General features: G+C 61.2%; 23 protein-coding genes. 7 read left to right on the top strand and 16 right to left on the bottom strand.

All coding sequences use genetic code 11. From position 1 onward, the window contains the following. The first annotated feature begins 144 nt into the window (after positions 1-144). Both J2Y90_RS04555 and J2Y90_RS04560 read left to right on the top strand, forming a co-directional pair. Positions 145-1,521 carry a glutamine synthetase family protein gene (locus tag J2Y90_RS04555; protein WP_039757469.1) on the top strand — a complete coding sequence of 459 codons (1,377 nt, stop codon included), beginning with the start codon at positions 145-147 and terminating at the stop codon, positions 1,519-1,521. A gap of 226 nt (positions 1,522-1,747) precedes the next feature. After that, positions 1,748-2,374, top strand: a complete 627-nt coding sequence (locus J2Y90_RS04560; protein ID WP_253496969.1) for a TetR/AcrR family transcriptional regulator — start codon at positions 1,748-1,750, stop codon at positions 2,372-2,374. A 139-nt stretch (positions 2,375-2,513) separates the two neighbouring features. On the opposite strand, the gene J2Y90_RS04565 is transcribed toward J2Y90_RS04560, so the two are convergent. The 8 genes from J2Y90_RS04565 to J2Y90_RS04600 form a co-directional block, all read right to left on the bottom strand. Beyond that, positions 2,514-2,729: a TOBE domain-containing protein gene (locus J2Y90_RS04565; RefSeq protein WP_003229256.1), complete on the bottom strand. Its 216-nt coding sequence runs from the start codon at positions 2,727-2,729 to the stop codon at positions 2,514-2,516. 32 nt (positions 2,730-2,761) lie between these two features. Beyond that, positions 2,762-3,568, bottom strand: coding sequence for an aliphatic sulfonates ABC transporter ATP-binding protein (gene ssuB, locus J2Y90_RS04570; protein ID WP_253496973.1), 807 nt, complete (start codon positions 3,566-3,568; stop codon positions 2,762-2,764). Continuing rightward, complete coding sequence (gene ssuC, locus J2Y90_RS04575; RefSeq protein WP_011336451.1) at positions 3,565-4,347, bottom strand: aliphatic sulfonate ABC transporter permease SsuC; 783 nt, start codon at positions 4,345-4,347, stop codon at positions 3,565-3,567. Before ssuC ends, ssuB begins: the two co-directional genes overlap by 4 nt. A 9-nt stretch (positions 4,348-4,356) precedes the next feature. Continuing rightward, the gene (gene ssuD, locus J2Y90_RS04580; RefSeq protein ID WP_016772653.1) at positions 4,357-5,505 is read right to left on the bottom strand and encodes an FMNH2-dependent alkanesulfonate monooxygenase; all 1,149 of its coding nucleotides are present in this window, start codon (positions 5,503-5,505) and stop codon (positions 4,357-4,359) included. A 25-nt stretch (positions 5,506-5,530) separates the two neighbouring features. Then, entirely contained in the window at positions 5,531-6,505 is a 975-nt protein-coding gene (locus J2Y90_RS04585) for a sulfonate ABC transporter substrate-binding protein (protein ID WP_253496976.1), read from the bottom strand. Positions 6,506-6,594: 89 nt separating this feature from the next. After that, a complete protein-coding gene (ssuE, locus tag J2Y90_RS04590) occupies positions 6,595-7,188 on the bottom strand; it encodes an NADPH-dependent FMN reductase (RefSeq protein ID WP_042607062.1) in 594 nt (197 codons plus the stop codon). A 320-nt stretch (positions 7,189-7,508) separates the two neighbouring features. Further along, entirely contained in the window at positions 7,509-8,147 is a 639-nt protein-coding gene (locus J2Y90_RS04595; protein WP_253496979.1) for a peroxiredoxin, read from the bottom strand. A 291-nt stretch (positions 8,148-8,438) separates the two neighbouring features. Then, positions 8,439-9,782 (bottom strand): OprD family porin, encoded by a 1,344-nt coding sequence (locus J2Y90_RS04600; protein WP_253496982.1) that lies wholly within the window; start codon positions 9,780-9,782, stop codon positions 8,439-8,441. Between the two features lie 364 nt (positions 9,783-10,146). Here J2Y90_RS04600 and tauA point away from each other — a divergent pair, with 364 nt between their 5' ends. Further along, positions 10,147-11,136 (top strand): taurine ABC transporter substrate-binding protein, encoded by a 990-nt coding sequence (gene tauA, locus J2Y90_RS04605; RefSeq protein WP_253505053.1) that lies wholly within the window; start codon positions 10,147-10,149, stop codon positions 11,134-11,136. A 32-nt stretch (positions 11,137-11,168) separates the two neighbouring features. On the opposite strand, the gene argA is transcribed toward tauA, so the two are convergent. Together argA and argE are read right to left on the bottom strand one after the other, a co-directional pair. Beyond that, positions 11,169-12,470 carry an amino-acid N-acetyltransferase gene (gene argA / locus J2Y90_RS04610; RefSeq protein ID WP_016772647.1) on the bottom strand — a complete coding sequence of 434 codons (1,302 nt, stop codon included), beginning with the start codon at positions 12,468-12,470 and terminating at the stop codon, positions 11,169-11,171. Positions 12,471-12,744: 274 nt separating this feature from the next. Continuing rightward, complete coding sequence (gene argE, locus J2Y90_RS04615; protein WP_253496985.1) at positions 12,745-13,902, bottom strand: acetylornithine deacetylase; 1,158 nt, start codon at positions 13,900-13,902, stop codon at positions 12,745-12,747. Positions 13,903-14,058: 156 nt separating this feature from the next. Here argE and J2Y90_RS04620 point away from each other — a divergent pair, with 156 nt between their 5' ends. Next, positions 14,059-15,429 carry a CYTH domain-containing protein gene (locus J2Y90_RS04620; protein ID WP_253496988.1) on the top strand — a complete coding sequence of 457 codons (1,371 nt, stop codon included), beginning with the start codon at positions 14,059-14,061 and terminating at the stop codon, positions 15,427-15,429. 93 nt (positions 15,430-15,522) lie between these two features. Here the strand turns inward: J2Y90_RS04620 and J2Y90_RS04625 are convergent, their stop codons facing one another. Next, positions 15,523-15,987: an Lrp/AsnC family transcriptional regulator gene (locus J2Y90_RS04625; RefSeq protein WP_024014730.1), complete on the bottom strand. Its 465-nt coding sequence runs from the start codon at positions 15,985-15,987 to the stop codon at positions 15,523-15,525. A gap of 126 nt (positions 15,988-16,113) precedes the next feature. Between J2Y90_RS04625 and J2Y90_RS04630 the strand changes: the two genes are divergently transcribed. From J2Y90_RS04630 to J2Y90_RS04640, 3 genes are all read left to right on the top strand, one after another. Then, positions 16,114-16,452 carry a hypothetical protein gene (locus J2Y90_RS04630; RefSeq protein WP_253496991.1) on the top strand — a complete coding sequence of 113 codons (339 nt, stop codon included), beginning with the start codon at positions 16,114-16,116 and terminating at the stop codon, positions 16,450-16,452. Between the two features lie 92 nt (positions 16,453-16,544). Then, positions 16,545-18,329: a GspE/PulE family protein gene (locus J2Y90_RS04635; protein ID WP_253496993.1), complete on the top strand. Its 1,785-nt coding sequence runs from the start codon at positions 16,545-16,547 to the stop codon at positions 18,327-18,329. A 66-nt stretch (positions 18,330-18,395) separates the two neighbouring features. Further along, complete coding sequence (locus J2Y90_RS04640) at positions 18,396-18,716, top strand: DUF2388 domain-containing protein (RefSeq protein WP_172667868.1); 321 nt, start codon at positions 18,396-18,398, stop codon at positions 18,714-18,716. Positions 18,717-18,782: 66 nt separating this feature from the next. On the opposite strand, the gene gcvH is transcribed toward J2Y90_RS04640, so the two are convergent. The 5 genes from gcvH to J2Y90_RS04665 form a co-directional block, all read right to left on the bottom strand. Continuing rightward, the gene (gcvH, locus tag J2Y90_RS04645; protein WP_253496996.1) at positions 18,783-19,166 is read right to left on the bottom strand and encodes a glycine cleavage system protein GcvH; all 384 of its coding nucleotides are present in this window, start codon (positions 19,164-19,166) and stop codon (positions 18,783-18,785) included. Positions 19,167-19,214: 48 nt separating this feature from the next. Continuing rightward, positions 19,215-20,297 carry a glycine cleavage system aminomethyltransferase GcvT gene (gcvT, locus tag J2Y90_RS04650; RefSeq protein WP_253496999.1) on the bottom strand — a complete coding sequence of 361 codons (1,083 nt, stop codon included), beginning with the start codon at positions 20,295-20,297 and terminating at the stop codon, positions 19,215-19,217. 155 nt (positions 20,298-20,452) lie between these two features. Beyond that, entirely contained in the window at positions 20,453-22,069 is a 1,617-nt protein-coding gene (locus J2Y90_RS04655; RefSeq protein WP_253497002.1) for an ABC transporter permease, read from the bottom strand. A gap of 244 nt (positions 22,070-22,313) precedes the next feature. Beyond that, positions 22,314-23,318 (bottom strand): extracellular solute-binding protein, encoded by a 1,005-nt coding sequence (locus J2Y90_RS04660; RefSeq protein WP_253497005.1) that lies wholly within the window; start codon positions 23,316-23,318, stop codon positions 22,314-22,316. 251 nt (positions 23,319-23,569) lie between these two features. Next, on the bottom strand, positions 23,570-24,787 hold the full coding sequence (locus J2Y90_RS04665) for a 2-octaprenyl-3-methyl-6-methoxy-1,4-benzoquinol hydroxylase (protein ID WP_253505056.1): 1,218 nt from the start codon (positions 24,785-24,787) through the stop codon (positions 23,570-23,572). Positions 24,788-24,876: the final 89 nt, after the last annotated feature.

Below are 24,876 nucleotides of genomic sequence, written 5' to 3' on the forward strand. Positions count from 1 at the left end.
AAATGCCCCAAAGTGCCCCATAAATGCCCTTCAAGCGCTTTTTCGGGGCAAAAAAGGCCTCGCTTGACTTCGGCAGGCCGTTCGGGTTGACTGAAACCAGAAAAGATCAATGATTGATATTTTTAACAACAAAGGTGTTGCATCATGTCGGTACCCCCGCGTGCCGTTCAGCTTAACGAAGCGAACGCGTTCCTTAAGGAACATCCTGAGGTTCTGTACGTTGACCTTCTGATTGCGGATATGAATGGTGTGGTGCGCGGCAAGCGCATCGAACGCACCAGCCTCCACAAGGTTTACGAGAAAGGCATCAACCTGCCGGCCTCTCTATTTGCTCTGGATATCAACGGCTCCACGGTGGAAAGCACCGGCCTGGGCCTGGACATCGGCGACGCCGATCGCATCTGCTATCCGATCCCCGATACCCTGTGCAACGAGCCATGGCAGAAGCGCCCGACCGCGCAACTGTTGATGACCATGCACGAACTCGAAGGCGACCCGTTCTTCGCCGATCCCCGTGAAGTGCTGCGTCAGGTGGTGACCAAGTTCGACGAGCTCGGCCTGACCATCTGCGCCGCCTTCGAACTCGAGTTCTACCTGATCGACCAGGAAAACGTGAACGGCCGTCCACAGCCGCCACGCTCGCCGATCTCCGGCAAACGCCCGCATTCGACTCAGGTCTACCTGATCGACGACCTCGACGAATACGTCGACTGCCTCCAGGACATTCTGGAAGGCGCCAAAGAGCAAGGCATCCCGGCCGACGCGATCGTCAAGGAAAGTGCCCCGGCGCAGTTCGAAGTGAACCTGCACCACGTCGCCGACCCGATCAAGGCCTGCGACTACGCGGTCCTGCTCAAGCGTCTGATCAAGAACATCGCCTACGACCATGAAATGGACACCACCTTCATGGCCAAGCCGTATCCGGGCCAGGCGGGCAACGGTCTGCACGTACACATTTCGATTCTGGACAAAGCCGGCAAAAACATTTTTGCCAGCGAGGATCCCGAGCAGAACGCCGCGCTGCGTCACGCGATCGGCGGTGTGCTCGAGACCCTGCCCGCGCAGATGGCTTTCCTCTGCCCGAACGTCAACTCGTACCGTCGCTTCGGCGCGCAGTTCTATGTACCGAACTCGCCGTGCTGGGGGCTGGACAACCGCACCGTGGCGATTCGCGTACCGACCGGCTCGGCCGATGCCGTGCGTATCGAACACCGCGTGGCCGGCGCCGACGCCAACCCGTACCTGCTGATGGCTTCGGTACTGGCCGGCGTACACCACGGTCTGGTCAACCAGATCGAGCCGGGCGCGCCTGTCGAAGGCAACAGCTACGAGCAGAACGAACAGAGCCTGCCGAACAACTTGCGCGATGCCCTGCGCGAGCTGGACGACAGCGAGGTGATGGCCAAGTACATCGATCCGAAATACATCGATATCTTCGTCGCCTGCAAGGAAAGCGAGCTGGAGGAGTTTGAACACTCCATCTCCGACCTTGAGTACAACTGGTATCTGCATACCGTATAAGCGGTTATAGCGTCCAAAGGAACGCCGTTGGCTTCGCGCCCACGGCGTTTTTTTATGGCCGCCTGCGGCGGTTCGCGAGCAGGCTCGCTCCCACAGGGATGTCGTGCGGGGTGAAGATCTGGATTCGCTGGAGATCCATGTGGGAGCGAGCCTGCTCGCGAAAGCAGCCGACAAGACAACACCGGAACCGCCTCGTACAATGCCCGCTGCCCCGCAGGAGACTTCCATGACGCGTCCCGCCACCGTTCGCAAACCCCGTGCCCGCAGTCAGGCGCGGATCGATTCGATACTCGACGCCGCACGCACGCTGCTGGCCGCCGAGGGCGTGGCCAGCCTGTCGATCTACAGCGTCGCCGAGCGCGCGCAGATTCCGACCTCTTCCGTGTATCACTTCTTCGCCAGCGTCCCGGCGCTGCTCGAAGCGCTGACCGCCGATGTCCACGCGGCCTTCCGCGCCTGCCTGCAAGCGCCGATCGATCATGATGCTTTGCGCGACTGGCGTGATCTGTCACGACTGGTCGAACAGCGCATGCTCGAGATCTACGATCAGGATGCCGCCGCACGGCAACTGATTCTGGCGCAACATGGCCTGACCGAAGTGACCCAGGCTGACCGCCAGCACGATCTGGAACTGGGCGACCTGATGCACAAGTTGTTCGATCAGCATTTCGAGCTGCCGAGGCTGCCGGACGATGTCGATGTGTTTGCCCTGGCCATGGAACTGGGCGACCGGGTGTATGCCCGCTCGGTGCAGCAGCACGGGCAGATCACCCCGCGCATGGCCGAGGAAGGGATGCGGGTCTTTGATGCCTACATTGGCCTGTATCTACCGCCCTATCTACCTAAACGCTAAAAGATCGCAGCCTTCGGCAGCTCCTACAGGGGGAATGCATTCCAAATGTAGGAGCTGCCGAAGGCTGCGATCTTTTGATCTTCAAAAAAGAAACCCCGAAGGGCTCACCACCCTCCGGGGTTGTTTTTTACTCACTGGCTTACAACTTGGCGATCGACACCTCGGTGGATTTCACAAAGGCGATCACCTCGCTGCCAACCACCAGTTCCAGCTCCTTGACCGAACGGGTGGTGATCACCGAAGTGACGATGCCCGAAGCGGTCTGCACGTCGATTTCCGACAGCACGTCGCCGAGGACGATTTCCTTGATCGAGCCTTTGAACTGGTTGCGCACGTTGATGGCTTTGATAGTCATGGCATTGATTCCTGTCGTTGATAAAAAAGGTGTTATTGCGCCCAACGCAATTGCGTAGGCAGGGGTGAAACGGGTTCCGGCGCCGGCGGTTCACCGGGCAGGGACAGAACACGGTTGAGCACTTCGGTTTCCAGTGCGGCGAGGCGATGCGAGCCACGGACCCGCGGGCGCGGCAGTTCAACGTGCAGGTCGAGGCCGACTTCGCCGTCCTCGATCAGGATCACCCGATCGGCAATCGCCACCGCTTCGCTGACGTCGTGGGTCACCAGCAGCACGGTAAAACCGTGTTGCTGCCAGAGCCGTTCGATCAGTTGCTGCATCTCGATTCGGGTCAGCGCATCCAGCGCGCCGAGCGGCTCATCGAGCAACAGCAGACGCGGCTGGTGAATCAGCGCCCGGGCCAGCGCGACACGCTGCTTCTGGCCACCGGACAACGCCGCCGGCCATTCATTGGCGCGATCCGCCAGGCCGACTGCTTCCAGTGCATCCAGCGCTTGCTGGCGCCAGTTGCTCTTGAGGCCGAGGCCGACGTTGTCGATGATCCTTTTCCACGGCAGCAGCCGCGCTTCCTGGAACATCAATCGCGTGTCGTCGCGCGCCTGGCTGAGCGGCGCGGAGCCGGCGAGCAGCTCGCCGCCAGTCGGCTGGTCGAGGCCGGCGAGCAAGCGCAAGAACGTGCTCTTGCCACAGCCGCTGCGCCCGACCACGGCGACGAATTGCCCCGCCGGAATGTGCAGATCGATGTCGCGCAGCACCTGGCGCGCGCCGAAGGTTTTCTGCAGGTTGCGCACCGCCAGTGGAATCCCGCGCAACAGGCGTGGAGGTTGTTGAGCAGTCATGCCGCACCTCCCTTGGCAACCTGATAGGCCGGGTGCCAGCGCAGCCACACGCGTTCAAGTCCACGGGCGGCAAGGTCGGCAAGTTTGCCCAGCACCGCGTAAAGCAGGATCGCCAGCACCACCACGTCGGTCTGCAAAAACTCACGGGCATTCATCGCCAGGTAGCCAATGCCGGAGCTGGCCGAGATGGTTTCGGCGACGATCAGCGTCAGCCACATGAAGCCCAGGGCGAAGCGCACGCCGACCAGAATCGACGGCAGCGCGCCCGGCAGAATCACCTGCCAGAACAGGCTGAAACCGCTCAGGCCATAACTGCGCGCCATCTCCACCAGCGCCGGGTCGACATTGCGGATACCGTGGTAAGTGTTGAGGTAGATCGGGAACAACGTACCCAGCGCCACCAGAAAAATCTTCGCCGACTCGTCGATGCCGAACCACAGAATCACCAGCGGAATCAGCGCCAGATGCGGCACGTTGCGGATCATCTGCACCGAGGAGTCGAGCAGGCGTTCGCCCCACTTCGACAGACCGGTGATGAAACCCAGCACCAGGCCGATGCTGCCGCCAATGGTGAAACCGAGTGCCGCGCGCCAGCCGCTGATCGCCAGGTGCGTCCAGATCTCGCCGCTGCGCACCAGGCTGACGCCGGCCTCGATCACCGCCACCGGTGCCGGCAGAATGCGCGTCGACAACCAGCCCGCCGACACCGACAACTGCCACACCGCCAGGAGCAACACCGGCAACGCCCAAGGCGCGAGGCTGTGGATAAATTTCTTCATGGCCGCGCCTCAGCTCTGCGACGCGGCTTTGGGCAGGATGTCGTTGGCAACCATCTCGCCGAACGGGCTGACATAACCGGCGCTTTTCGGCAGTTCCGGGCGCTCGACGTCAAGGTGCGGGAACAGCAGTTCGGCCACCCGATACGATTCTTCGAGGTGTGGATAACCGGAGAAGATGAAGGTGTCGATGCCCAGATCCGCGTATTCCTTGACCCGCGCCGCCACGGTCGGCCCGTCACCGACCAGCGCAGTACCGGCACCGCCGCGCACCAGACCGACGCCAGCCCAGAGATTCGGGCTGACTTCGAGGTTGTCGCGGCTGCCACCGTGCAGCGCGGCCATGCGTTGCTGGCCGACCGAATCGAAACGCGCCAGCGAGGCCTGGGCACGCTGGATGGTGTCGTCGTCCAGATGCGAGATCAGGCGATCCGCCGCTTGCCAGGCTTCGGCGTTGGTTTCACGGACGATCACATGCAGACGAATGCCGAAGCGCACAGTGCGGCCGAGCTTGGCGGCTTTGGCGCGCACTTGTGCGATCTTCTCGGCCACTGCGGCCGGCGGCTCGCCCCAGGTCAGGACCATTTCCACTTGCTCGGCGGCCAGATCCTGCGCCGCTTCGGAGGAGCCACCAAAATACAGCGGCGGACGCGGTTGCTGGATCGGTGGATAGAGCAGCTTGGCGCCTTTGACGCTGATGTGCTCGCCGTCGTAATCGACGGTTTCGCCTTCCAGCACGCGGCGCCAGATGCGGGTGAACTCCACCGAGGCCTGATAGCGTTCTTCATGGTTGAGGAACAGCCCGTCACCGGCCAGTTCTTCCGGATCGCCACCAGTGACCAGATTGAACAGCGCACGCCCGCCGGACAGACGATCCAGCGTCGCAGCCTGGCGCGCCGCGACCGTCGGGGAAATGATCCCGGGGCGCAGGGCGACGAGGAATTTCAGACGCTGGGTCACCGGAATCAGCGAGGCCGCGACCAGCCACGAGTCTTCGCAGGAACGCCCGGTGGGAATCAGCACACCGCCAAACCCCAGACGATCCGCCGCTTGCGCGACCTGTTGCAGATAACCGTGATCAACCGCGCGGGCGCCTTCGGCGGTGCCAAGGTAATGGCCGTCGCCGTGGGTAGGCAGGAACCAGAAGATATTGAGGCTCATGGAGTGGTCTCCTTGTGGATTCGAATTACTGGGCTTGAGAGCTTTGGGCCACAGCGGCCGGCGGGGTCCAGATCACATCCTTGATGCTCAACGGCTTGGGAATCAGCTTGAGCTGGTAGAACGTGTCGGCGATTTTCTGTTGCGCGGCGACCACTTCCGGGGTCAGGAACAGCGCGCCGTAGCCCTGGCGTTTCACCGAGGTCAGGGTGATGTCCGCCGGCAAGCCAAGCAATGGCGCCACCTGTTGCGTCACGTCTTGCGGATTGGCTTTGGACCATTCACCAACCGCGCGCACTTCTTCGACGAGGGTCTTGATCACCTCGGGATTCTTCTGCGCGTAAGGTTTGGTCGCGAGATAGAACTGGTGGTTGTCGACGATGCCTTTGCCATCGCGCAGGGTGTGCGCTTGCAGTTGTTTCTCGGCAGCGGCCTGGTACGGGTCCCAGATGACCCAGGCGTCGACACTGCCACGTTCGAACGCGGCACGGGCATCGGCCGGCGGCAGGAACACAGTCTGGATGTCGCTGTACTTGAGACCGGCGTCTTCCAGTGCACGCACCAACAGGTAGTGCACGTTGGAGCCTTTGTTCAGGGCGACTTTCTTGCCCTTGAGATCAGCCACCGATTTGATCGGCGAGTCCTTCGGCACGAGGATCGCTTCGCTGTTCGGCGCTGGCGGTTCGTAGGCGACGTAGAGCAGATCAGCGCCAGCGGCCTGGGCGAAAACCGGTGGGGTTTCGCCGGTCACGCCAAAGTCGATCGAGCCGACGTTGAGGCCTTCCAGCAGTTGCGGGCCGCCAGGGAACTCGGTCCATTGCACATCGACGCCTTGCGCCGCCAGACGTTTTTCCAGGGTGCCTTTGGCTTTGAGCAGCACCAGCGTGCCGTACTTCTGATAACCGATCCGCAATGTCTCGGCTTGAGCTTGAGTGATGGCGCCGAAGGACACAGCCGCAGCAAACAGAGCGACCAGACCACGACGCAAAAATACAGTGCGCATAGCGCTCTCCTTTTTGCTGTTGGGTTTTGGCTGCACCTGCTTGCCCGTTGGCGGGCGAGTAAGGCCAGTACTTCAAATTTCGATGAGGCTTAAATGCTCCAGCGAGCACTCAACAAACGTTCGTTCAACAGGCCCGGCTCCAGCGGTTTCGGCCGACGCGCCATGGCGCCGATGAACTGGTCCAGCGCCTCGTGCAAGCGTTGCTCCAGGGCCGGCGCCAGTTGCGCGGCGGCACTGCCTTCGCCGTAAGCGATCTGGCTGTCCTCGGCGAAAATGCCCTGAAGCATTTCCTGAGCCTTGAGTGCCGACAGCACAGGCTTGAGGGCGTAATCGACCACCAGCATGTGGGCGATGCTGCCGCCGGTGGCCATCGGCAAGACAATCTTGTGGTTCAAGGCACGCTCGGGGAGCAGATCCAGCAGGGTCTTCAGCGCGCCGGAAAACGAGGCCTTGTACACCGGCGTGGCGATAAGCAAACCGTCGGCATTTTCGATCTGTTGCAGCAGGTCGAGGACCTTCGGGCTGTCGAAGCGGGCGTGGAGCAGATCCTCGGCCGGGAAGTCCCGTACCTGATAACTCACCACTTCCACCCCTTGCTGTTGCAACCAGCGTTGCGAACGCTCCAGCAGCACTCCGGAACGGGAGCGCAGGCTGGGGCTGCCACCGAGTGAGACGACCAGCATTGCAGATTCCTTCAAGCGGTACAGGCGATTCGCAGGCTGCGATCTCGCTTCAATGGCAGTGACCTTACCAGCTGATTTATATATCTATAAATCATATTTATTCATTTGGTTATGCGTTTAAGAGATATGCCTTTCAGCAGATTTCAGGCGAAAAAAAAGGCCGTCGAAACGGCCGGAAATCCCCTGCGTTGTAACCACACGAAGATCGTTCCCACGCTCTGCGTGGGAATGAATCCATGGACGCTCCGCGTCCACTGTGACGCGGAGCGTCACGGGCGGCATTCCCACGCAGAGCGTGGGACGATCAAAATCTCACTGACTCATTTGTTCGGTTGCGGCGTCAGGCGCAGGTACGGCTTCACCGCACGATAACCTTTGGGGAAGCGCTGCTTGATCTCCTCCTCGTCCTTGAGCGACGGCACAATCACCACTTCTTCACCGTCCTGCCAGTTGGCCGGGGTGGCCACCTTGTAGTTGTCGGTGAGCTGCAGCGAATCGATCACCCGCAGGATCTCGTGGAAGTTACGCCCGGTGCTCGCCGGATAGGTGATGGTCAGGCGGATCTTCTTGTTCGGGTCGATCACGAACAGCGAACGCACGGTCAGCGTGTCATTGGCGTTCGGATGGATCAGGTCGTAGAGATCGGAGACCTTGCGATCGGCATCGGCCAGAATCGGGAAGTTGACGATGGTGTTCTGGGTTTCGTTGATGTCTTCGATCCACTTGTGGTGCGAGTCCACCGGGTCGACCGACAGCGCGATGGCTTTTACGCCGCGCTGGCTGAATTCATCCTTGAGCTTGGCGGTGAAGCCCAGCTCGGTGGTGCACACCGGAGTGAAATCCGCAGGATGGGAAAACAGCACGCCCCAGCTATCGCCCAGCCATTCGTGGAAACGAATCTTGCCGGCGCTGGAGTCCTGTTCGAAATCGGGGGCGATGTCGCCGAGTCTGAGGCTCATGGTGCTGCTCCTGATAAGGGATGGGAGACAACAACTGTAGCCCGGGATCGATCAGCGTGAAAAAGAATAAATAAATAGATATTTAGATCATTAATGAATATTAAACATCTGTTCATTGGACACTGGCTCGCATCGCGACGAACATCCAACGCAAGGTTCGAGAAGGCCTTGAGTTGCAGCAAAGAGGGAATCGGGAAGGGCTTACGGGGGTGAGCCTGACTCGAAACGCAAAAGCCCCGTCCGGCGCGATGCCGGACGGGGCTTTTTTTGTCTGCGAATCGAGCCGCGTGATTACAGCAGCGGGATCGAGTAGCTGACGATCAGGCGGTTTTCGTCCTGCGAACGGGTGTTCGGCAGGTCGGTGCGCCATACAGCGTTTTTCCACATCAGGCCGACGTTCTTGAACGGGCCTTCCGGTACTACGTAACCGATGGTGAAGTCGCGTTCCCACTCGGAGCGGTTCGACGCGCTCTCGCGACCGTTGGTGCCTACGGTGTCGATGCTGTCACCTTTGAGGTAAACCACACCGGCGGTCAGGCCAGGTACGCCGACCTTGGCGAAGTCGTAGGAGTAGCGAGCCTGCCAGGTTTTCTCACCGGCGCGGCCGAACTTCTGGATCTGCATGTCGGTAATGGTGTAGTTCGACGAACCGTCACCCTGGTTCAGCCAAGGGAAGTCGCTGCTGCCGTTGGAAACCTGATAACCACCACCAAAGGTGTGACCGGCAACGGTGTACAGGAACAGACCGCTGTACAGGTTGTTGTCGACTTCACCACGGCCGTTACGGAAACCGGTGTAGTTACCCGAGCTGTAGTAAGCCGAGTCAGTGCCGTTCTTGCCGTCGTCTGAGCTGTTGAAGTAACGCAGGTCAGACTTCAACACGCCCGGGCCGATCGACCAGTTGTGCACCAGACCGAGGAAGTGCTGCTTGTAGAAATCTTCCAGGTTGCCGTAGTAGTACTGGGCAGTCAGGTCTTTGGTGATCTTGTAGTCACCACCGGCGTAGATGAACTTGTTGCTGTCACGGAAAGCCGTGCCGCGGGTGTTGGCGCCGCCGATCGAAAGGTTTTCGTTGTTGCTGGAGTTACGACCTTTTACCGCTTCGATCTGACCACCGACCAGAGTCAGGTCCTTGATCTCGCCGGATGTGATCTGGCCACCCTGCCAGGTTTGCGGCAGCAGACGACCGTCGTTAGTAACGATGACCGGGTTCTTCGGCTGCAAGGTACCCAGCTTCAGTTCAGTCTGGGAGATCTTGGCTTTGGCAGTCAGACCCAGGCTGGAGAAGTTGTCCACGGCTTTACCGTTGGACTCGCTCGGGAACACGGTGCCGCCGTAAGCGGTGCCACTGTTGCCGTTGGTGCCGCCGCCCGAATCAAGACGGATGCCCAGCAGGCCGATGGCGTCGAGACCGAAACCGACGGTACCTTGGGTGTAACCGGAGATGAAACGCAGATCGAAGCCTTGGCCCCATTCTTCGTTCTTGTTGGCGCCAGCGCCGTCACGGTTATCAGTGTTGATGTAGAAGTTGCGCAGACCCAGAGTAGCCTTGCTGTCTTCGATGAAACCGGCGGCGCCTGCCTGCTGCGCCATAACCCCAACGGCCACAGCCAGGGCCAAGGTGGACTTGTTCATGTATCGCTCCTCTCGTTCTAATTCTTGTGTTCCTGGTTCGGGGTCGATTTGCCCTGAATCCTAAGATTCGCGATTAGCGCCAGACCGTGACTGCCAAGTCAATCGTAACCTTGTGTGTCTACGACCATCGTCTAATCGCTGGTGATTTGGTCCCTGCAGCGTAAAGACTTCCTGATAATCCCAAAAAGAATTTATTCATTCTTTTTCATACCATTCGGGTATATGGCCCATTAATGGCCATCCGCGCCGGGAAACAGCGTATCGGCGCCTAAGCTCATTCCTAAATGGTATTTGTTGACCTTTTTTTAGATCGATTAGCTTTGCCGTACTCCCAACACGGCAAATCCCATCGAAAAGGCGACGCATCATGGCGAAACGCGCACTATCAAGTCAATTTGTTACAGTTTGTGTGTCGGCACTGTTTTGTTTTTCCGCACAGGCCGCCGGTCTGACTGTCGGCTACCAAACCGGCATCGACCCGAGCAAGGTGCCGCAGGCCGACGGCGTCTATGAGAAAACCATTGGCGAGAAGATCGACTGGCGCCGCTTCAACAGCGGCCCGGAAGTAGTGACAGCCATTGCTTCTGGCGACGTGCAGATCGGCAACCTTGGTTCCAGCCCTTTGGCTGCGGCGGCGTCACGTAATCTGCCGATCGTGGCGTTTATTGTTTCGGCGCAGATCAATGCCGCTGAAGCTTTGGTGGTGCGTAACGGCAGCGGCATCGACAAACCGCAGGACCTGATCGGCAAGACCATCGCCACGCCGTTCGTATCGACCTCGCACTACAGTCTGCTTGGGGCGCTGAAGCACTGGGGCCTGAATCCTTCGCAAGTCAAAGTGGTCAACCTGCAACCAGCGGAAATCGCCGCTGCGTGGAAGCGTGGCGACATTGATGGTGCGTTTGTCTGGTCACCGGCCCTCGGTGAGATTCGCAAGACCGGCAAGACCCTGACCGACGCAGCACAAGTCGGCCAGTGGGGTGCGCCGACCTTCGAGGTGTGGGTGGCGCGCAAGGACTTTGCCGAGAAGCATCCCGATGTCGTGGCCAAGTTTGCCAAGGTCACTCTGGACTCGTTCGCTGATTACGCCGCGCACAAGGACAGCTGGACAGCCGACTCGGTGCCTGTGCAGAAAATCGCCAAACTGACCGGTGCCAACGCAGCGGATGTTCCAGAACTGCTCGCCGGTTCGGCATTCCCTGACGCGAAGGCGCAGCAAACCACGGCGCTGCTGGACGGCGGCACCGCGAAGGCAATTGCTGAAACGGCGAAATTCCTGAAAGAACAGGGCAAGGTCGAGACGGTGCTGCCGGATTACTCGCCGTACGTCAGCGCGAAATTCATCACCCAGTAAAAAGCTTCGCGAGCGAATGGAGCGACACAGTTTTACAGAGTCTTTTCGAAAATCTTCGAATTGCGCTGATAGTTGTACAGCGACGCCCGCGCCGCTGGCAGGCGTTCGACGCTGCTCGGTTCGAACCCGCGCTCGCGGAACCAGTGCGCTGTGCGGGTGGTGAGCACGAACAGGGTTTTCAAACCCTGCGCCCGCGCCCGGGTTTCGATGCGTTCGAGCAACTCGTCGCCGCGCCCGCCATGGCGGTATTCCGGATTCACCGCCAGGCACGCCAGTTCGCCGGCATCGGAGTCAGCGATCTGATACAGCGCCGCACAAGCAATGATCATCCCTTCACGCTCGACCACGCTGAACTGCTCGATCTCGCGCTCCAGCACTTCGCGGGAGCGACGCACCAGAATGCCCTGCTCTTCCAGCGGACTGATCAGATCGAGCAGGCCACCGACGTCTTCAATCGCCGCCTCGCGCACCAGCTCGAATTGCTCTTGCGCGACCAGCGTACCGCCACCGTCACGGGTGAACAGTTCGGTCAGCAGCGCGCCGTCCTCGGCGTAACTGACGATATGGCTGCGCGCCACGCCGCCACGACAGGCTTCAGCGGCGGCATCGAGCAGCTCCGCTTGATAATTGCTCATGCCCAGGCGCTGCAAATGGGCCGGCACTTGTTGCGGGCGCAGTTCGCGCACCAGTTTGCCGTTCTCGTCGATCAGGCCGAGCTCGGCGCCGAACAACAGCAGCTTGTCCGCGCCCAGATCAATCGCGGCGCGGGTGGCGACGTCTTCGCAGGCGAGGTTGAAGATTTCGCCGGTCGGCGAGTAGCCCAACGGCGACAGCAGCACGATCGAACGCTCGTCGAGCAGGCGGTTGATGCCCTTGCGGTCGACCCGACGCACTTCGCCGGTGTGGTGATAGTCGACGCCTTCGAGTACGCCGATCGGCCGCGCGGTGACGAGGTTGCCGCTGGCCACGCGCAAGCGTGAGCCCTGCATCGGCGACGAGGCCATGTCCATCGACAGGCGCGCTTCGATGGCGATGCGCAACTGGCCGACCGCATCGATCACACATTCCAGGGTCGCGGCATCGGTGATGCGCATGCCGTGATGGTAATGCGGGGTCAGGCCACGGGCGGCGAGGCGGGTTTCGATCTGCGGGCGCGAACCGTGCACCAGCACCAGACGCACGCCGAGGCTGTGCAGCAAGACCAGGTCGTGGACGATATTGCCGAAATTCGGATGCTCGACGCCGTCGCCGGGAAGCATGACGACGAAGGTGCAATCGCGGTGGGCATTGATGTAGGGAGACGCGTGGCGGAGCCAATTGACGTATTCGGGCATGAACCTGGGCCTGTAATAAAGAGCAGCCGAAAAAAGGGGCGAAACGAAAAACGCACAGCGGGCTGATGGTTATCGTCGGAACAGGCTTGGCGACACGCGCGCTCTCCTCATGAATACGGGTTGGGGTGCAGGCAATTTACCGGGTTCGGCCAGACAAAACACAACTCCCCTGTAGGAGTGAGCCTGCTCGCGATAGCGGAATTTCAGTCAATATCTTCGGTGACTGACTCACCGCGATCGCGAGCAGGCTCACTCCTACAGGTACAGCATTCATTCACACAAGTTTGTCCGGGCTCAGGCAGTAATGTTCAATCAACTGCCGAATCAGATGCACGGTAGGCTGCAAACGTGACATTTCAAGGTACTCGCCCGGTTGATGCGCGCAGGCGATGTCGCCGGGGCCAAGCACAATGGTTTCGCAGCCGAGGCGCTGAAGATAAGGCGCTTCGGTGCCGAACGCTACTGCTTCGGCACGATGGCCGGTGAGCTTTTCGGCGATGCGCACCAGTTCGGCATCCTCGGCCTGCTCGAACGGCGGCACTTCCGGGAACAGCGGTTTGTAATCGATTTTCACTTTGTGCCGCTCGGCCACCGGGTTGAGCTTGCGCAGGATTTCCGCGCGCAGCACGTTGGGGTCCATGCCCGGCAGCGGCCGCAGGTCGAATTCCAGCGAACACTGGCCGCAGATGCGATTGGGGTTGTCGCCGCCATGAATGCAGCCAAAGTTCATCGTCGGTTGCGGCACGCTGAACTGCGGATTGCTGAATTCGCGCTGCCACAAGAGGCGCAGGCCGCGCAGTTCGCCGATGGCATCGTGCATGGCTTCGAGGGCGCTGTGGCCCAGGCGCGGATCGGACGAGTGGCCGCTCTGCCCGAGGATGTCGATGCGCTCCATCATGATGCCTTTGTGCATGCGGATCGGTTTGAGCCCGGTCGGCTCGCCGATCACCGCCGCGCGGCCCAGCGGTTGCCCGGCCTCGGCCAGCGCGCGGGCGCCGGACATCGAGCTTTCTTCGTCGCAGGTGGCGAGGATCAGCAATGGCTGTTTGAACGGCTGATCGAGCAGCGGCTGCACGGCTTCGATGATCAGTGCAAAGAAGCCCTTCATGTCACAACTGCCCAGCCCGACCCAGCGACCGTCGACTTCGGTGAGCTTCAGCGGGTCGGTCTGCCACAACGCGTCGTCGTAGGGCACCGTGTCGCTGTGCCCGGCCAGCACCAGGCCGCCGGGGCCACTGCCAAAACTGGCGAGCAGATTGAATTTGCCGGGGCTGACCTGCTGGATATCGCAGCTGAAACCCAGGTCACCCAGCCAACCCGCCAGCAGATCGATGACGGCGCGGTTGGATTGATCGAGGCTCGGTTGGGTACAGCTGACCGATGGCGCGGCAATCAGCGCGGCGAACTGGTCTTGCATGGACGGCAATGGCATCACTGACTCCAGGTCCCGGATTGAGGCCCACTATAGAACCATCCGGCGCGCGGAATAAACCGCCGCAGGGCGTAGGAAGTTTGACTCCTGTACACTGCACGGCCTTGGCAGCCACACATTCCCCCGGCTGCGCTCCCGATTCTGGATGTTCCGGCCATGCAAAAAGAAACCGAAATCAAACTCCGCGTCAGCCGCGAAACCCTCGCTGCCCTGCGCGAGCACCCGCTGCTGAAGAAACGCAACAAAAGTGGCTGGGAACGCCGTGAGTTGATGAACCAGTATTTCGACACCCCCGAGCGCGACCTCGCCCAGGCCAAAGTTGCCCTGCGCCTGCGCAAGGACGGTGACGAAGTGATCCAGACCCTCAAGACCCGTGGCCAGAGCGTCGCCGGTCTGTCCGAGCGTAACGAGTACGACTGGAAACTGCCGAAAGCCAAACTCGACGTGAAGAAACTCGACGGCGAATGCTGGCCAGAGGCGCTGGCCGAGCTGGACAAGAAAACCCTCAAGCCGATCTTCACCACTGATTTCGTCCGCGAGCGCGCCGAAATCGCCTGGGGTCGTGGCAAGACCAAAGTCGTCATCGAAGCGGCGCTGGATCTCGGCCATGTGGTGGTCGGCAAGCAGAAAGAAGAAATCTGCGAACTGGAACTGGAGCTGCGCGAAGGCGAGCCGGCCGCGCTGCTGGAACTGGCCGCTGAACTGGCGGAAACCCTGGCGTTGATGCCGTGCGATATCAGCAAGGCCGAGCGCGGCTATCGTCTTCACGACGCCAACAGCTACTCGCTGAGCCTGCCGGCGCCGCAGTTGACCACCGAAACCCGCCTCGACGACGCCTTCGCCGCGCTGAGCTGGCATTTGCTCGGCAGCAGCCAGCGTCTGGCCGAGCAATATCGCTTCAACGGCCACTGGCGCCTCCTGCAGGACTGGGTCGAGAACCTCGCGGAAATGCGCGCCCTGCTCAGCAGCCTCGGCCAGGCTGCGCCGCGTCAGTCGACCCACGACCTGCGTGTGGCCCTGGATGCCTTGCTGGAAGACTGGCGCCCGCTGGTGCAGGTCGGCATCGAAGACGAAGACGTGCGCAAGGCTGCGCCTGAGCAGTTTCTCGAAGAACTGGAAGACCCGCGCTGGGGCCAGTTCTCGCTGAACGCCTCGCGCTGGCTGCTGGCCCGTACCTGGACCGCTGACCGCAATACTCGCGGCAATCGTCAGGGTGACGCGCAACTGCACAGCTGGCTGCCGCGTCTGTTGGGTGAAGAAGCCACCGCTCTGCAGCTGCAGCGCTACCAGCAACAGCCGGAAGATCTCGCCGAGCAACTGCCGCGCATCGAGCGCATTCAGGTCTGGCTGCACCACGCGCGCAACGTGCTGGACATTCCGGAAATGGATCGCCTCTACGGCGAGCTGAACAAACTGGCGCAACTGGCCAACGAGCCGACCATCACCGACGAACTGCTCGATGCGCGCAAGCATCAGGCGATTGCGGTGTACCAGAACCGCGCCTGGAAAACCCTCCTGCGCGTGTAACACCGCTAAAAGATCGCAGCCTTCGGCAGCTCCTACCTTTGGAATGCATTCCCCTGTAGGAGCTGCCGAAGGCTGCGATCTTTTGCTTTTTTGCTAGACCGGGAGGCTGGTGGTGGATTTGATCTCCGACAGCGCCACGATCGAATTCACTTCCTGTATCCCCGGCACCAGCGACAGCTTCTCGAAGAAGAACCGCTCGTACGCCTCGATGTCCGCCGCGACTATGCGCAACATGAAGTCCACTGCGCCCATCAGCACATAACACTCCAGCACTTCCGGAAAACCGCGAATTGCCTCGGTGAATTCGGTGAAGTTCGAACGGCCGTGGGCGTTGAGTTTGATCTCGGCGAAGATCTGCGTGTTCAGGCCGATCTTCTTGCGATCAAGCAACGTCACCTGACCGCGAATGATGCCCTCCTCCTTCATCCGCTGAATCCGCCGCCAGCACGGCGATTGCGACAGGCCGACCTGCTCGGCGATCTGCGCGCTCGACAGCGAGGCGTCTTCCTGCAGCAAGGCGAGGATCTTGCGATCGTAGGCATCCAGCTCGCTGTGCATAAAAAATCCTCAAAGATCAGTTTTCACAAATCATATCTTTCGATAAATCCCGTTAGCTGCCGATCATAGCCAAGAAATACCCCGCACCGAATGTAAAAATTTCTCCAGCACCTTTGGAGACTCGCCATGCCACACCTTGAAGCCGTGAACAGCCCCGCCACCCGCGCTGATGTCTGGAACGTCAATAACGCGCACTGCCTGGCGCAGTACCAAATCCTCGCCGAGGCCGAGCCGGATCTGCTGGTGCGGGTGCTGAATCTGTTCGCCTTGCAGTGCCTGACGCCGGAGCAGGTCAACGTCCAGCGCCAGGACGATCTGCTGTCGATCGATCTGCTCATGAGCGGCCTGAGCTGGCATCGCGCGCAAGTGATCGCGGAAAAACTGCGTAACCTGATCAGCGTCTGCTCGGTGGATTTGCACAATGCCGATGCGGCATGGCAGGCGCCCGTGCAGGCCGCCGGCTGACAGATCCGGCAACGGCTTCGTCGGGTAGTGGCCCAACGGTCAGCAGCGCCACGACTATCCTTTTGCGCATGCCGCTTAAAAAGGAAAGCCACATGTCCGTTCAATTTGTCACTCAGGACCGCTGGCTGGACCTCAACGATGTACTGCGTGAACTGGTCGCCCAAGGCTTCATCTGCCAGGACGCCGCGGAACAGGCGCTCAATGCCCGCCGACGCCATGCTGCTCACGGGCAGATGCATCCGCTGGAGTTCATCGCCAGCCAGCAACTCGACGACCTCAGCCGTCCGGGCAAACATCTGGACCTGGAAAGCCTGACCCTGTGGCTGGCGCAACAGGCCGGCCAGCCGTATATGCGCATTGATCCGCTGAAAATCAACGTCGCAGCGATCACGCCACTGATGTCGTATGCCTTCGCCCAACGGCACAAAATTCTTGCCGTCGCCGTGGATCGCGATGCGGTGACCGTGGCCAGCGCCCAGCCCTACGTCAGCGGCTGGGAAGCCGATCTGACCCACGTATTGAAGCTGCCGATCAAACGGGTCGTGGCCAACCCGGTGGATATCCAGCGCTTCAGCGTCGAGTTCTTTCGTCTGGCCAAATCGGTCAGCGGCGCCAGCAATGCCGACGCGCAGGGCGGCAACCTGGGCAACTTCGAACAACTGCTCAATCTCGGCGCCAGCGATCAGGAGCCGGACGCCAACGACGCGCACATCGTCAACATCGTCGACTGGCTGTTCCAGTACGCCTTCCAGCAGCGCGCCAGCGATATCCACATCGAACCGCGGCGCGAACACGGCACCGTGCGCTTTCGCATCGACGGCGTGTTGCACAACGTCTATCAATTCCCGCCGCAGGTGACCATGGCAATAGTCAGTCGCCTGAAAAGCCTCGGCCGCATGAACGTCGCGGAAAAGCGCAAGCCCCAGGACGGCCGGGTCAAGACCAAAACCCCGGACGGCGGCGAAGTGGAGTTGCGTCTGTCGACCTTGCCGACGGCGTTCGGCGAAAAAATGGTCATGCGGATTTTCGACCCCGAAGTGCTGTTGAAGAATTTCGACCAGTTGGGTTTCAGCGCCGACGACCTGCGCCGCTGGCAGGACATGACCCGCCAGCCCAACGGCATCATTCTGGTCACCGGGCCGACCGGTTCTGGCAAGACCACCACCCTGTACACCACGCTGAAAAAACTGGCGACGCCGGAGGTCAACCTGTGCACCATCGAGGACCCGATCGAAATGGTCGAGCCGGCCTTCAACCAGATGCAGGTGCAGCACAACATCGAGCTGACCTTCGCCGCCGGCGTGCGTGCGCTGATGCGACAGGACCCGGACATCATCATGATCGGCGAGATACGCGATCTGGAAACCGCCGAAATGGCGATTCAGGCCGCGCTCACCGGGCACTTGGTCCTGTCGACCCTGCACACCAACGACGCGCCAAGCGCCATCAGCCGTTTGCTCGAACTCGGCGTGCCGCATTACCTGATCAAGGCGACCGTGCTGGGGGTCATGGCCCAACGGCTGGTGCGCACGTTGTGCCCGCACTGCAAGGCGCCGCTGACGCTGGAGGATGAAGACTGGCAAACCCTGACCCGGCCATGGCAGGCGCCGCTGCCAAGCAATGCGCAACGGGCGATTGGCTGCCTGGAATGCCGCGACACAGGCTATCGAGGCCGCGCCGGGGTGTACGAAATCATGCAACTGAGCGACGGCCTCAAGGCGCTGATCAACCCGGACACCGACCTGACGGCCATCCGCCGCCAGGCATTCAAGGAAGGCATGCGCAGCCTGCGCCTGTCAGGCGCGCAAAAAGTTGCCGCAGGGCTGACCACAGTGGAGGAAGTGCTGCGGGTAACGCCGCAAAGTGAGTCGAAATAAGTCGCCACGGAACTGGACGGGAGGATCGGCAATCCAACGCCCTAGTCAATCCCCAGGAGTCACCCCATCATGCGTCTCAAACTTGCTGTCGCCACCCTGGCCCTGCTGTCGCTTCCCGTTGGTTCGGCCATGGCGGACAGCTTTTGGCGTAACGTCATTTCCTCCGGCGCCACCACCGGTTCGACTTACCTGACCTTCAAGGATCACAAGCTGATCGTTGCCGCTCAGGACGACGCCGGCAGCTTCGTCGCCAGTGACGGCGGCATCCGTGGTCCGTATCTGGAAGCGGCGATGCAGAAAGTGCGCGCCGACAACCCGGGCCTGCAGGCCTCGGACATGGAACTGGCGAACGCGATTCTGGCGAAGAACGCCGTGGCTTCCGAATAAGCCTTGCCCCATGAAAAATGCCGCTCGATTGAGCGGCATTTTTTTGTCCGGATTTCAGACAGCGAATTACTCGCCGATGGCAGCCTTGTACGCACCAGCATCCAGCAGCTTGTCCAGCTCGGCCTTGTCGCTTGGCTTGAGCTTGAAGATCCACGCGCCGTACGGGTCGGAGTTCAGCAACTCGGGCGAGCCGCCCAGCTCTTCGTTGATCGCGATGACTTCGCCGCTGACCGGGGCGTAGATGTCGGAGGCGGCTTTCACCGACTCGACCACGCCGGATTGATCACCGGCGGCGAACACCTTGCCGACTTCGGTCAGTTCGACGAATACCACGTCGCCCAGCGCTTCCTGCGCGTGATCGCTGATGCCCACGGTGACGCTGCCGTCGGCTTCCAGACGTGCCCATTCATGACTTTCGGCAAAACGCAGTTCGGCAGGGATATCGCTCATCTTCGGTTTCCTCAGGAATTGGTCAGCGGTTGTGCCCGCCAGAAAAGGTTAGATCAAAGTCTTGCCATGGCGTACGAAGGTCGGTTTGACCACTCGCACCGGGTACCACTTGCCACGAATTTCCACTTCGGCGCGGTCGGCAGTTGCCATCGGTACACGCGCCAGGGCAATCGATTTGCTCAGCGTAGGAGAGAAACTACCACTGGTGATCTCCCCTTCGCCAACATCGGCGATGCGAACCACTTGGTGAGCGCGTAAAACCCCGCGTTCTTCCAGCACCAGACCGACCAGTTTGTGCGCCACGCCGGCGGCTTTTTCCGCCTCCAGCGCCGCGCGGCCGATGAACTGACGCGAGGCCGGTTCCCAGGCGATGCTCCAGGCCATGTTCGACGCCAGCGGCGAAACGTCCTGGTGGATGTCCTGGCCGTAGAGGTTCATCCCGGCCTCGACACGCAACGTATCGCGAGCACCAAGGCCGATCGGGGAAATACCGGCGCCGACCAGGTCGTTGAAAAAGCCCGGCGCCTGATGGGCCGGCAGGCAGATTTCCAGGCCATCCTCACCGGTGTACCCGGTGCGCGCGATGAACCAGTCGCCGTCAATGGCGCCTTCGAAAGGTTTGAGTTGCTGGATCAGCGTGGCGCGCGACTGGGTGACCAGTTCGGCAATCTTGTGCCGGGCCTGCGGGCCCTGGATGGCGAGCATTGCCAACTCGGAGCGCTCGTGCAACTGCACGTCGCAAGTACCGAGTTGCGCGTTCATCCACGCCAGATCCTGATCGCGGGTGGAGGCGTTGAACACCAGCCGGTACGCGCCGTCGAGGCGATAGACGATCATGTCGTCGACGATGCCGCCACGCTCGTTGAGCATGGTGCTGTACAACGCCCGGCCGGGGCTGTGCAGACGTTCGACGTCGTTGGCCAGCAGATGCTGGAGCCAGGCCTTGGCCTGGGCGCCGGTGACATCGATCACGGTCATGTGGGAAACATCGAACACCCCGCAATCGCGGCGCACTTCGTGGTGCTCCTCGACCTGCGAGCCGTAATGCAGTGGCATGTCCCAACCGCCAAAATCGACCATCTTCGCGCCGAGCGCGAGGTGCAGGTCATACAGAGGCGTACGCTGTCCCATGGGTTTCTCCTTCCGGGCGTGGCGAGGGTGCGGACCGCCGCTATACGGCTGAAGGCCTTGATGGATAAGGCTTTCAGCCGATTCCAGCGCACGGGTCTGTCAGACGAACCGCACCGAATGCCGCGCATTGTAGCCGCATGATGTAGGACTCACTACTAAGTGTTTCGGTGCGCTGAGCGTCGAATCAATCCGATCACTGGCAATAGACCAACCAGCACCAGGGTCAGCGCAGGCAATGACGCCCTCGCCCACTCACCTTCGCTGGTCATTTCAAAGATGCGCACCGCCAGCGTGTCCCAGCCAAACGGGCGCATCAGCAGGGTCGCGGGCATTTCCTTGAGCACATCGACGAACACCAGCAACGCGGCGCTCAAGGTGCCGGGCAGCAACAGCGGCAGATACACTTTGAAAAACAGTCGCGGCCCACTGACACCCAGGCTACGTGCCGCTTCGGGCAAAGATGGCCGTATACGCGCCAGACTGCTTTCCAGCGGCCCGTAAGCGACGGCGATAAAGCGCACCAGATAAGCCATGAGCAGAGCGGCGAGACTGCCGAGCAACAGTGGTTTGCCGGCACCGCCGAGCCACGCGGAGAGCGGAATCACCAGCTCACGATCCAGATAACTGAAAGCGAGCATGATCGACACCGCCAGCACCGAACCGGGCAACGCGTAGCCGAGATTGGCCAGACCGACGCCGGAGTTGATCGTCTGGGTCGGTGCCAGACGCCGGGCGAACGCCAGCAACAGCGCAACGCTGACGGTAATCAGCGCCGCCATCGCGCCCAGGTAAAGCGTGTGCAGGATCAGCCCGGCGTAGCGCTCGTCCAGATCGAAGCGTCCGCGCTGCCAGAACCAGACGATCAGTTGCAGCACCGGGATGACGAAAGCGCAGGCGAACACCAGGGCACACCAGCCCGTCGCCGCGAAGGCCTTGAACCCGCGCAGGTGATACAGCGCTTTTACCCGTGGCCGCTCATTGCTGGCCCGATTCGCCCCGCGTGCCCGGCGTTCGCCGTACAGCACCAGCATCACCACCAGCAGCAACAGACTGGCCAGTTGCGCGGCGCTGGACAGGCTGAAGAAGCCGTACCAGGTCTTGTAGATTGCCGTGGTGAAGGTGTCGAAGTTGAACACCGACACCGCGCCGAAATCGGCGAGGGTTTCCATCAGCGCCAGCGCCACGCCCGCGCCAATCGCCGGACGCGCCATCGGCAACGCGACCCGCCAGAACGCCTGCCACGGCGATTGCCCGAGCACCCGCGCCGCTTCCATCAGGCCTTTGCCCTGGGCCAGGAACGCGGTGCGCGCCAGCAGATAAACGTAAGGATAAAAGACCAGCACCAGCACCACGATCACCCCGCCGGTGGATCGCACCCGCGGCAGGCGCAGGCCGGTGCCGAACCATTCGCGCAGCAAGGTCTGCACGGGGCCGGCGAAGTCGAGCAGGCCAACGAAAACAAAGGCCAGTACATAGGCGGGAATGGCGAAGGGCAGCATCAGTGCCCAGTCGAGCCAGCGCCGGCCGGGGAACTCGCAGAGGCTGGTGAGCCAGGCCAGGCTGACGCCCAGCAGGGTCACGCCGATACCGACGCCGAGGATCAGCGTCAGGGTATTGCCGAGCAGACGCGGCATCTGGGTTTGCCACAGGTGCGACCAGATCTGCTGATCGATGGTCTGCCACGACAGCAGCAGCACGCTCAGCGGCAACAGCACCAGCGCGGCGATGGTGAAGACGATGGGGTACCAGCGGCGTTGGGCGGGGTGGGCCACTTTTGGGTCTCTGGAGGGATTGGCGTGTTCTTGGATTGCGTATTTCAGGTTGGGATTGCTGCCCTCACCCTAGCCCTCTCCCGGAGGGAGAGGGAACTGACCGCGTCGCTTTTACGTATTATGCCGATCTGAGGTACCGAGCCGAACTCAGGTTCGAATCCAACACAAATCGGCTCCCTCTCCCTCCGGGAGAGGGCTGGGGTGAGGGGCTGGATTTTGAATCAAACGAATCTTTCGAAACGATTCAGTTCCAACCCGCCCGATCCATCATCCGGATCGCCTCAGCCTGACGCTTGCCCGCCACTTCCACCGGCAGGGTATCGGCCACGAACTTACCCCACGCCGCCACTTCTTCCGATGGCGCCACCGCCGGGTTGGCCGGGAATTCCTGGTTCACATCAGCGAAAATCTTCTGCGCCTCAGGCGTGGTCATCCACTCGACCAGAGCCTTGGCCGCTTCCGGGTGTGGTGCATGTTTGGTCAGGCCGATGCCGGACAGGTTCACATGCACGCCGCGATCAGCCTGATTCGGCCAGAACAGCTTCACTGGCAATTCAGGCTTCTGTTTGTGCAGGCGACCGTAGTAGTAGGTGTTGACGATGCCGACGTCGCACTGCCCGGCATTGATCGCTTCCAGCACTGCAACGTCATCGGAGAACACGTCAGTGGACAGGTTGTTGACCCAGCCCTTGAGGATCTTCTCGGTTTTCTCGGCGCCGTGAACTTCGATCATGGTCGCGGTCAGCGACTGGTTGTAGACCTTCTTCGCCGTGCGCAGGCACAGGCGACCTTCCCAGTTCTTGTCGGCCAGCGCCTCGTAGGTGGTCAGTTCGCCCGGTTTCACTCGCTCGGTGGAATAGGCGATGGTCCGTGCGCGCAGGCTCAGGCCGGTCCAGGCATGAGTGGACGAGCGATATTGCAGGGGAACATTTGCGTCGATGGTTTTCGAGGTGAATGGCTGGAGGATGCCCATCTGCTCGGCCTGCCACAGGTTGCCGGCATCGACGGTAAGCAGCAGGTCGGCGGTGGCGTTTTCACCTTCGGCCTTGATGCGCTGCATCAGCGGCGCTTCCTTGTCAGTGATGAACTTGATCTTCACCCCGGTCTTGGCGGTGTAGGCATCGAATACCGGTTTGATCAGCTCATCGATCCGCGACGAGTAAACCACCACCTCATCGGCAGCCTGGGCAGTGGTGCTGCCGATCAGGGTCAAGGCCAGTGCGGTCAGAAGACGCTTGGGTGCCAACATGGGAGTGGTCTCTCGGTCGGGAAATGTGGGCCAAATGATAAGGACTCACATTTACCACCACAATCGAACACTGGGGGAAGGCGTTACCAGATGTTGCACAAATCGTTGTAGGAGCTGCCGAAGGCTGCGATCTTTTGATTTTTCAAGATCAAGATCAAAAGATCGCAGCCTTCGGCAGCTCCTACAGGGGAATGCGCTCCCCTGTAGGAGCGAGCCTGCTCGCGAAGGGGCCATCAGCCTCAATGAAGAGGTCAGGGCTTTGCCAGAGCCGGAAGATCCCCGGTCAACCCCAGCGCCTCGCGCACAAACAAGGCCTTCGCCTCGGGCATCTGCTCAACCAGTTTCAGCCCGGCATTGCGCAACCAGCGTAGCGGCAGCGGATCGGCCTGGAACAACCGCTCAAAGCCCTCCATCGCCGCCATCAGTGCCAGGTTATGCGGCATGCGCCGACGCTCGTAGCGGCTCAGCACTTTCACGTTCGCCAATCGCTCGCCGCGCTCATGCGCTTGCAGCAATACTTCCGCCAGTACCGCGGCGTCGAGGAAACCGAGATTTACGCCCTGCCCCGCCAATGGGTGAATGGTGTGCGCCGCATCGCCGATCAGGGCCAGGCCTTCCGCGACGTAGCGCTTGGCATGGCGCTGACGCAGCGGCACGCACAGACGCGGATCGGCACTGATCACTTCACCGAGGCGTCCCTCAAAGGCCCGCTCCAGTTCGGCGCAAAACGCGACGTCGTTCAGCGCCATCAAGCGCTCGGCTTCACTCGGCGTGGTCGACCAGACGATCGAGCACCAGTCCTGCTGGCCATCGCGTTCCAGTGGCAGAAACGCCAACGGCCCGTGATCGGTAAAGCGCTGCCACGCGGTTTTGCGGTGCGGCTGGCTGCAGCGCACGCTGGTGACGATGGCGTGATGCAGATAATCCCACTCGCGAGTCGCCACGCCGGTGAGACGGCGCACAGCAGAATTAGCGCCATCGGCCGCGATCACCAGCGGCGCGCGCAAGGTACGGCCATCGGCCAGGGTCAGCAGCCAGTCATCGCCGGAGCGACGCATCTGCTCCAGCCGCGCATTGGCGAGCATGCCCAGATCGCAGTCATGCAAGCGCTCGAGCAGCGCATCCTGGACCACGCGGTTTTCGACGATATGGCCGAGCACATCGGCATGCACGCTGCTCGCCGAGAAATGAATCTGCCCGGTGCCGCTGCCGTCCCAGACATGCATGTCAGTGTACGGGCTGCTGCGCCGTTGGGCGATGCCGTCCCAGACGCCGAGGCGTTCGAGGATGCGCTGACTTGCCGCCGACAACGCACTGACCCGCGGTTCGAATGCAGCGTCGGCGTCGAACGGTTTCACGCTCATCGGGCTGCCGTCGAGCAGCAGCACTTCCAGGCCGCTGTCCTGTAGCGCCAGCGCCAGGGCGCTGCCGACCATTCCGGCTCCGACTATCAGCAGATCTGCACGCATTTCCATGCTTTAGGCCTGTCTCGCTGGCGGCTTGCGCCGCACGTAAAGGGTTTTACCGAGCGCGCCAGTTAGCGGCGCGATCCTGAAAA

The sequence above is a fragment of the Pseudomonas koreensis genome, from assembly GCF_024169245.1.
GTDB lineage: Bacteria > Pseudomonadota > Gammaproteobacteria > Pseudomonadales > Pseudomonadaceae > Aquipseudomonas > Aquipseudomonas koreensis_F.

Bases quoted from the DNA above. Each gene is read 5' to 3' on its own strand.
- J2Y90_RS04665 (WP_253505056.1), bottom strand. From the start codon at position 24,787: ATGCGTGCAGATCTGCTGATAGTCGGAGCCGGAATGGTCGGCAGCGCC.
- J2Y90_RS04555 (WP_039757469.1), top strand. From the start codon at position 145: ATGTCGGTACCCCCGCGTGCCGTTCAGCTTAACGAAGCGAACGCGTTC.
- J2Y90_RS04625 (WP_024014730.1), bottom strand. From the start codon at position 15,987: ATGCACAGCGAGCTGGATGCCTACGATCGCAAGATCCTCGCCTTGCTG.
- J2Y90_RS04660 (WP_253497005.1), bottom strand. From the start codon at position 23,318: ATGTTGGCACCCAAGCGTCTTCTGACCGCACTGGCCTTGACCCTGATC.
- ssuD (WP_016772653.1), bottom strand. From the start codon at position 5,505: ATGAGCCTCAATATCTTCTGGTTCCTGCCTACCCACGGCGACGGCCAT.
- argA (WP_016772647.1), bottom strand. From the start codon at position 12,470: ATGCCCGAATACGTCAATTGGCTCCGCCACGCGTCTCCCTACATCAAT.
- gcvT (WP_253496999.1), bottom strand. From the start codon at position 20,297: ATGGGACAGCGTACGCCTCTGTATGACCTGCACCTCGCGCTCGGCGCG.
- J2Y90_RS04635 (WP_253496993.1), top strand. From the start codon at position 16,545: ATGTCCGTTCAATTTGTCACTCAGGACCGCTGGCTGGACCTCAACGAT.
- J2Y90_RS04585 (WP_253496976.1), bottom strand. From the start codon at position 6,505: ATGCGCACTGTATTTTTGCGTCGTGGTCTGGTCGCTCTGTTTGCTGCG.
- J2Y90_RS04595 (WP_253496979.1), bottom strand. From the start codon at position 8,147: ATGAGCCTCAGACTCGGCGACATCGCCCCCGATTTCGAACAGGACTCC.
- ssuC (WP_011336451.1), bottom strand. From the start codon at position 4,347: ATGAAGAAATTTATCCACAGCCTCGCGCCTTGGGCGTTGCCGGTGTTG.
- gcvH (WP_253496996.1), bottom strand. From the start codon at position 19,166: ATGAGCGATATCCCTGCCGAACTGCGTTTTGCCGAAAGTCATGAATGG.
- J2Y90_RS04630 (WP_253496991.1), top strand. From the start codon at position 16,114: ATGCCACACCTTGAAGCCGTGAACAGCCCCGCCACCCGCGCTGATGTC.
- J2Y90_RS04620 (WP_253496988.1), top strand. From the start codon at position 14,059: ATGCAAAAAGAAACCGAAATCAAACTCCGCGTCAGCCGCGAAACCCTC.
- J2Y90_RS04560 (WP_253496969.1), top strand. From the start codon at position 1,748: ATGACGCGTCCCGCCACCGTTCGCAAACCCCGTGCCCGCAGTCAGGCG.
- ssuE (WP_042607062.1), bottom strand. From the start codon at position 7,188: ATGCTGGTCGTCTCACTCGGTGGCAGCCCCAGCCTGCGCTCCCGTTCC.
- J2Y90_RS04600 (WP_253496982.1), bottom strand. From the start codon at position 9,782: ATGAACAAGTCCACCTTGGCCCTGGCTGTGGCCGTTGGGGTTATGGCG.
- ssuB (WP_253496973.1), bottom strand. From the start codon at position 3,568: ATGACTGCTCAACAACCTCCACGCCTGTTGCGCGGGATTCCACTGGCG.
- J2Y90_RS04565 (WP_003229256.1), bottom strand. From the start codon at position 2,729: ATGACTATCAAAGCCATCAACGTGCGCAACCAGTTCAAAGGCTCGATC.
- argE (WP_253496985.1), bottom strand. From the start codon at position 13,902: ATGCCATTGCCGTCCATGCAAGACCAGTTCGCCGCGCTGATTGCCGCG.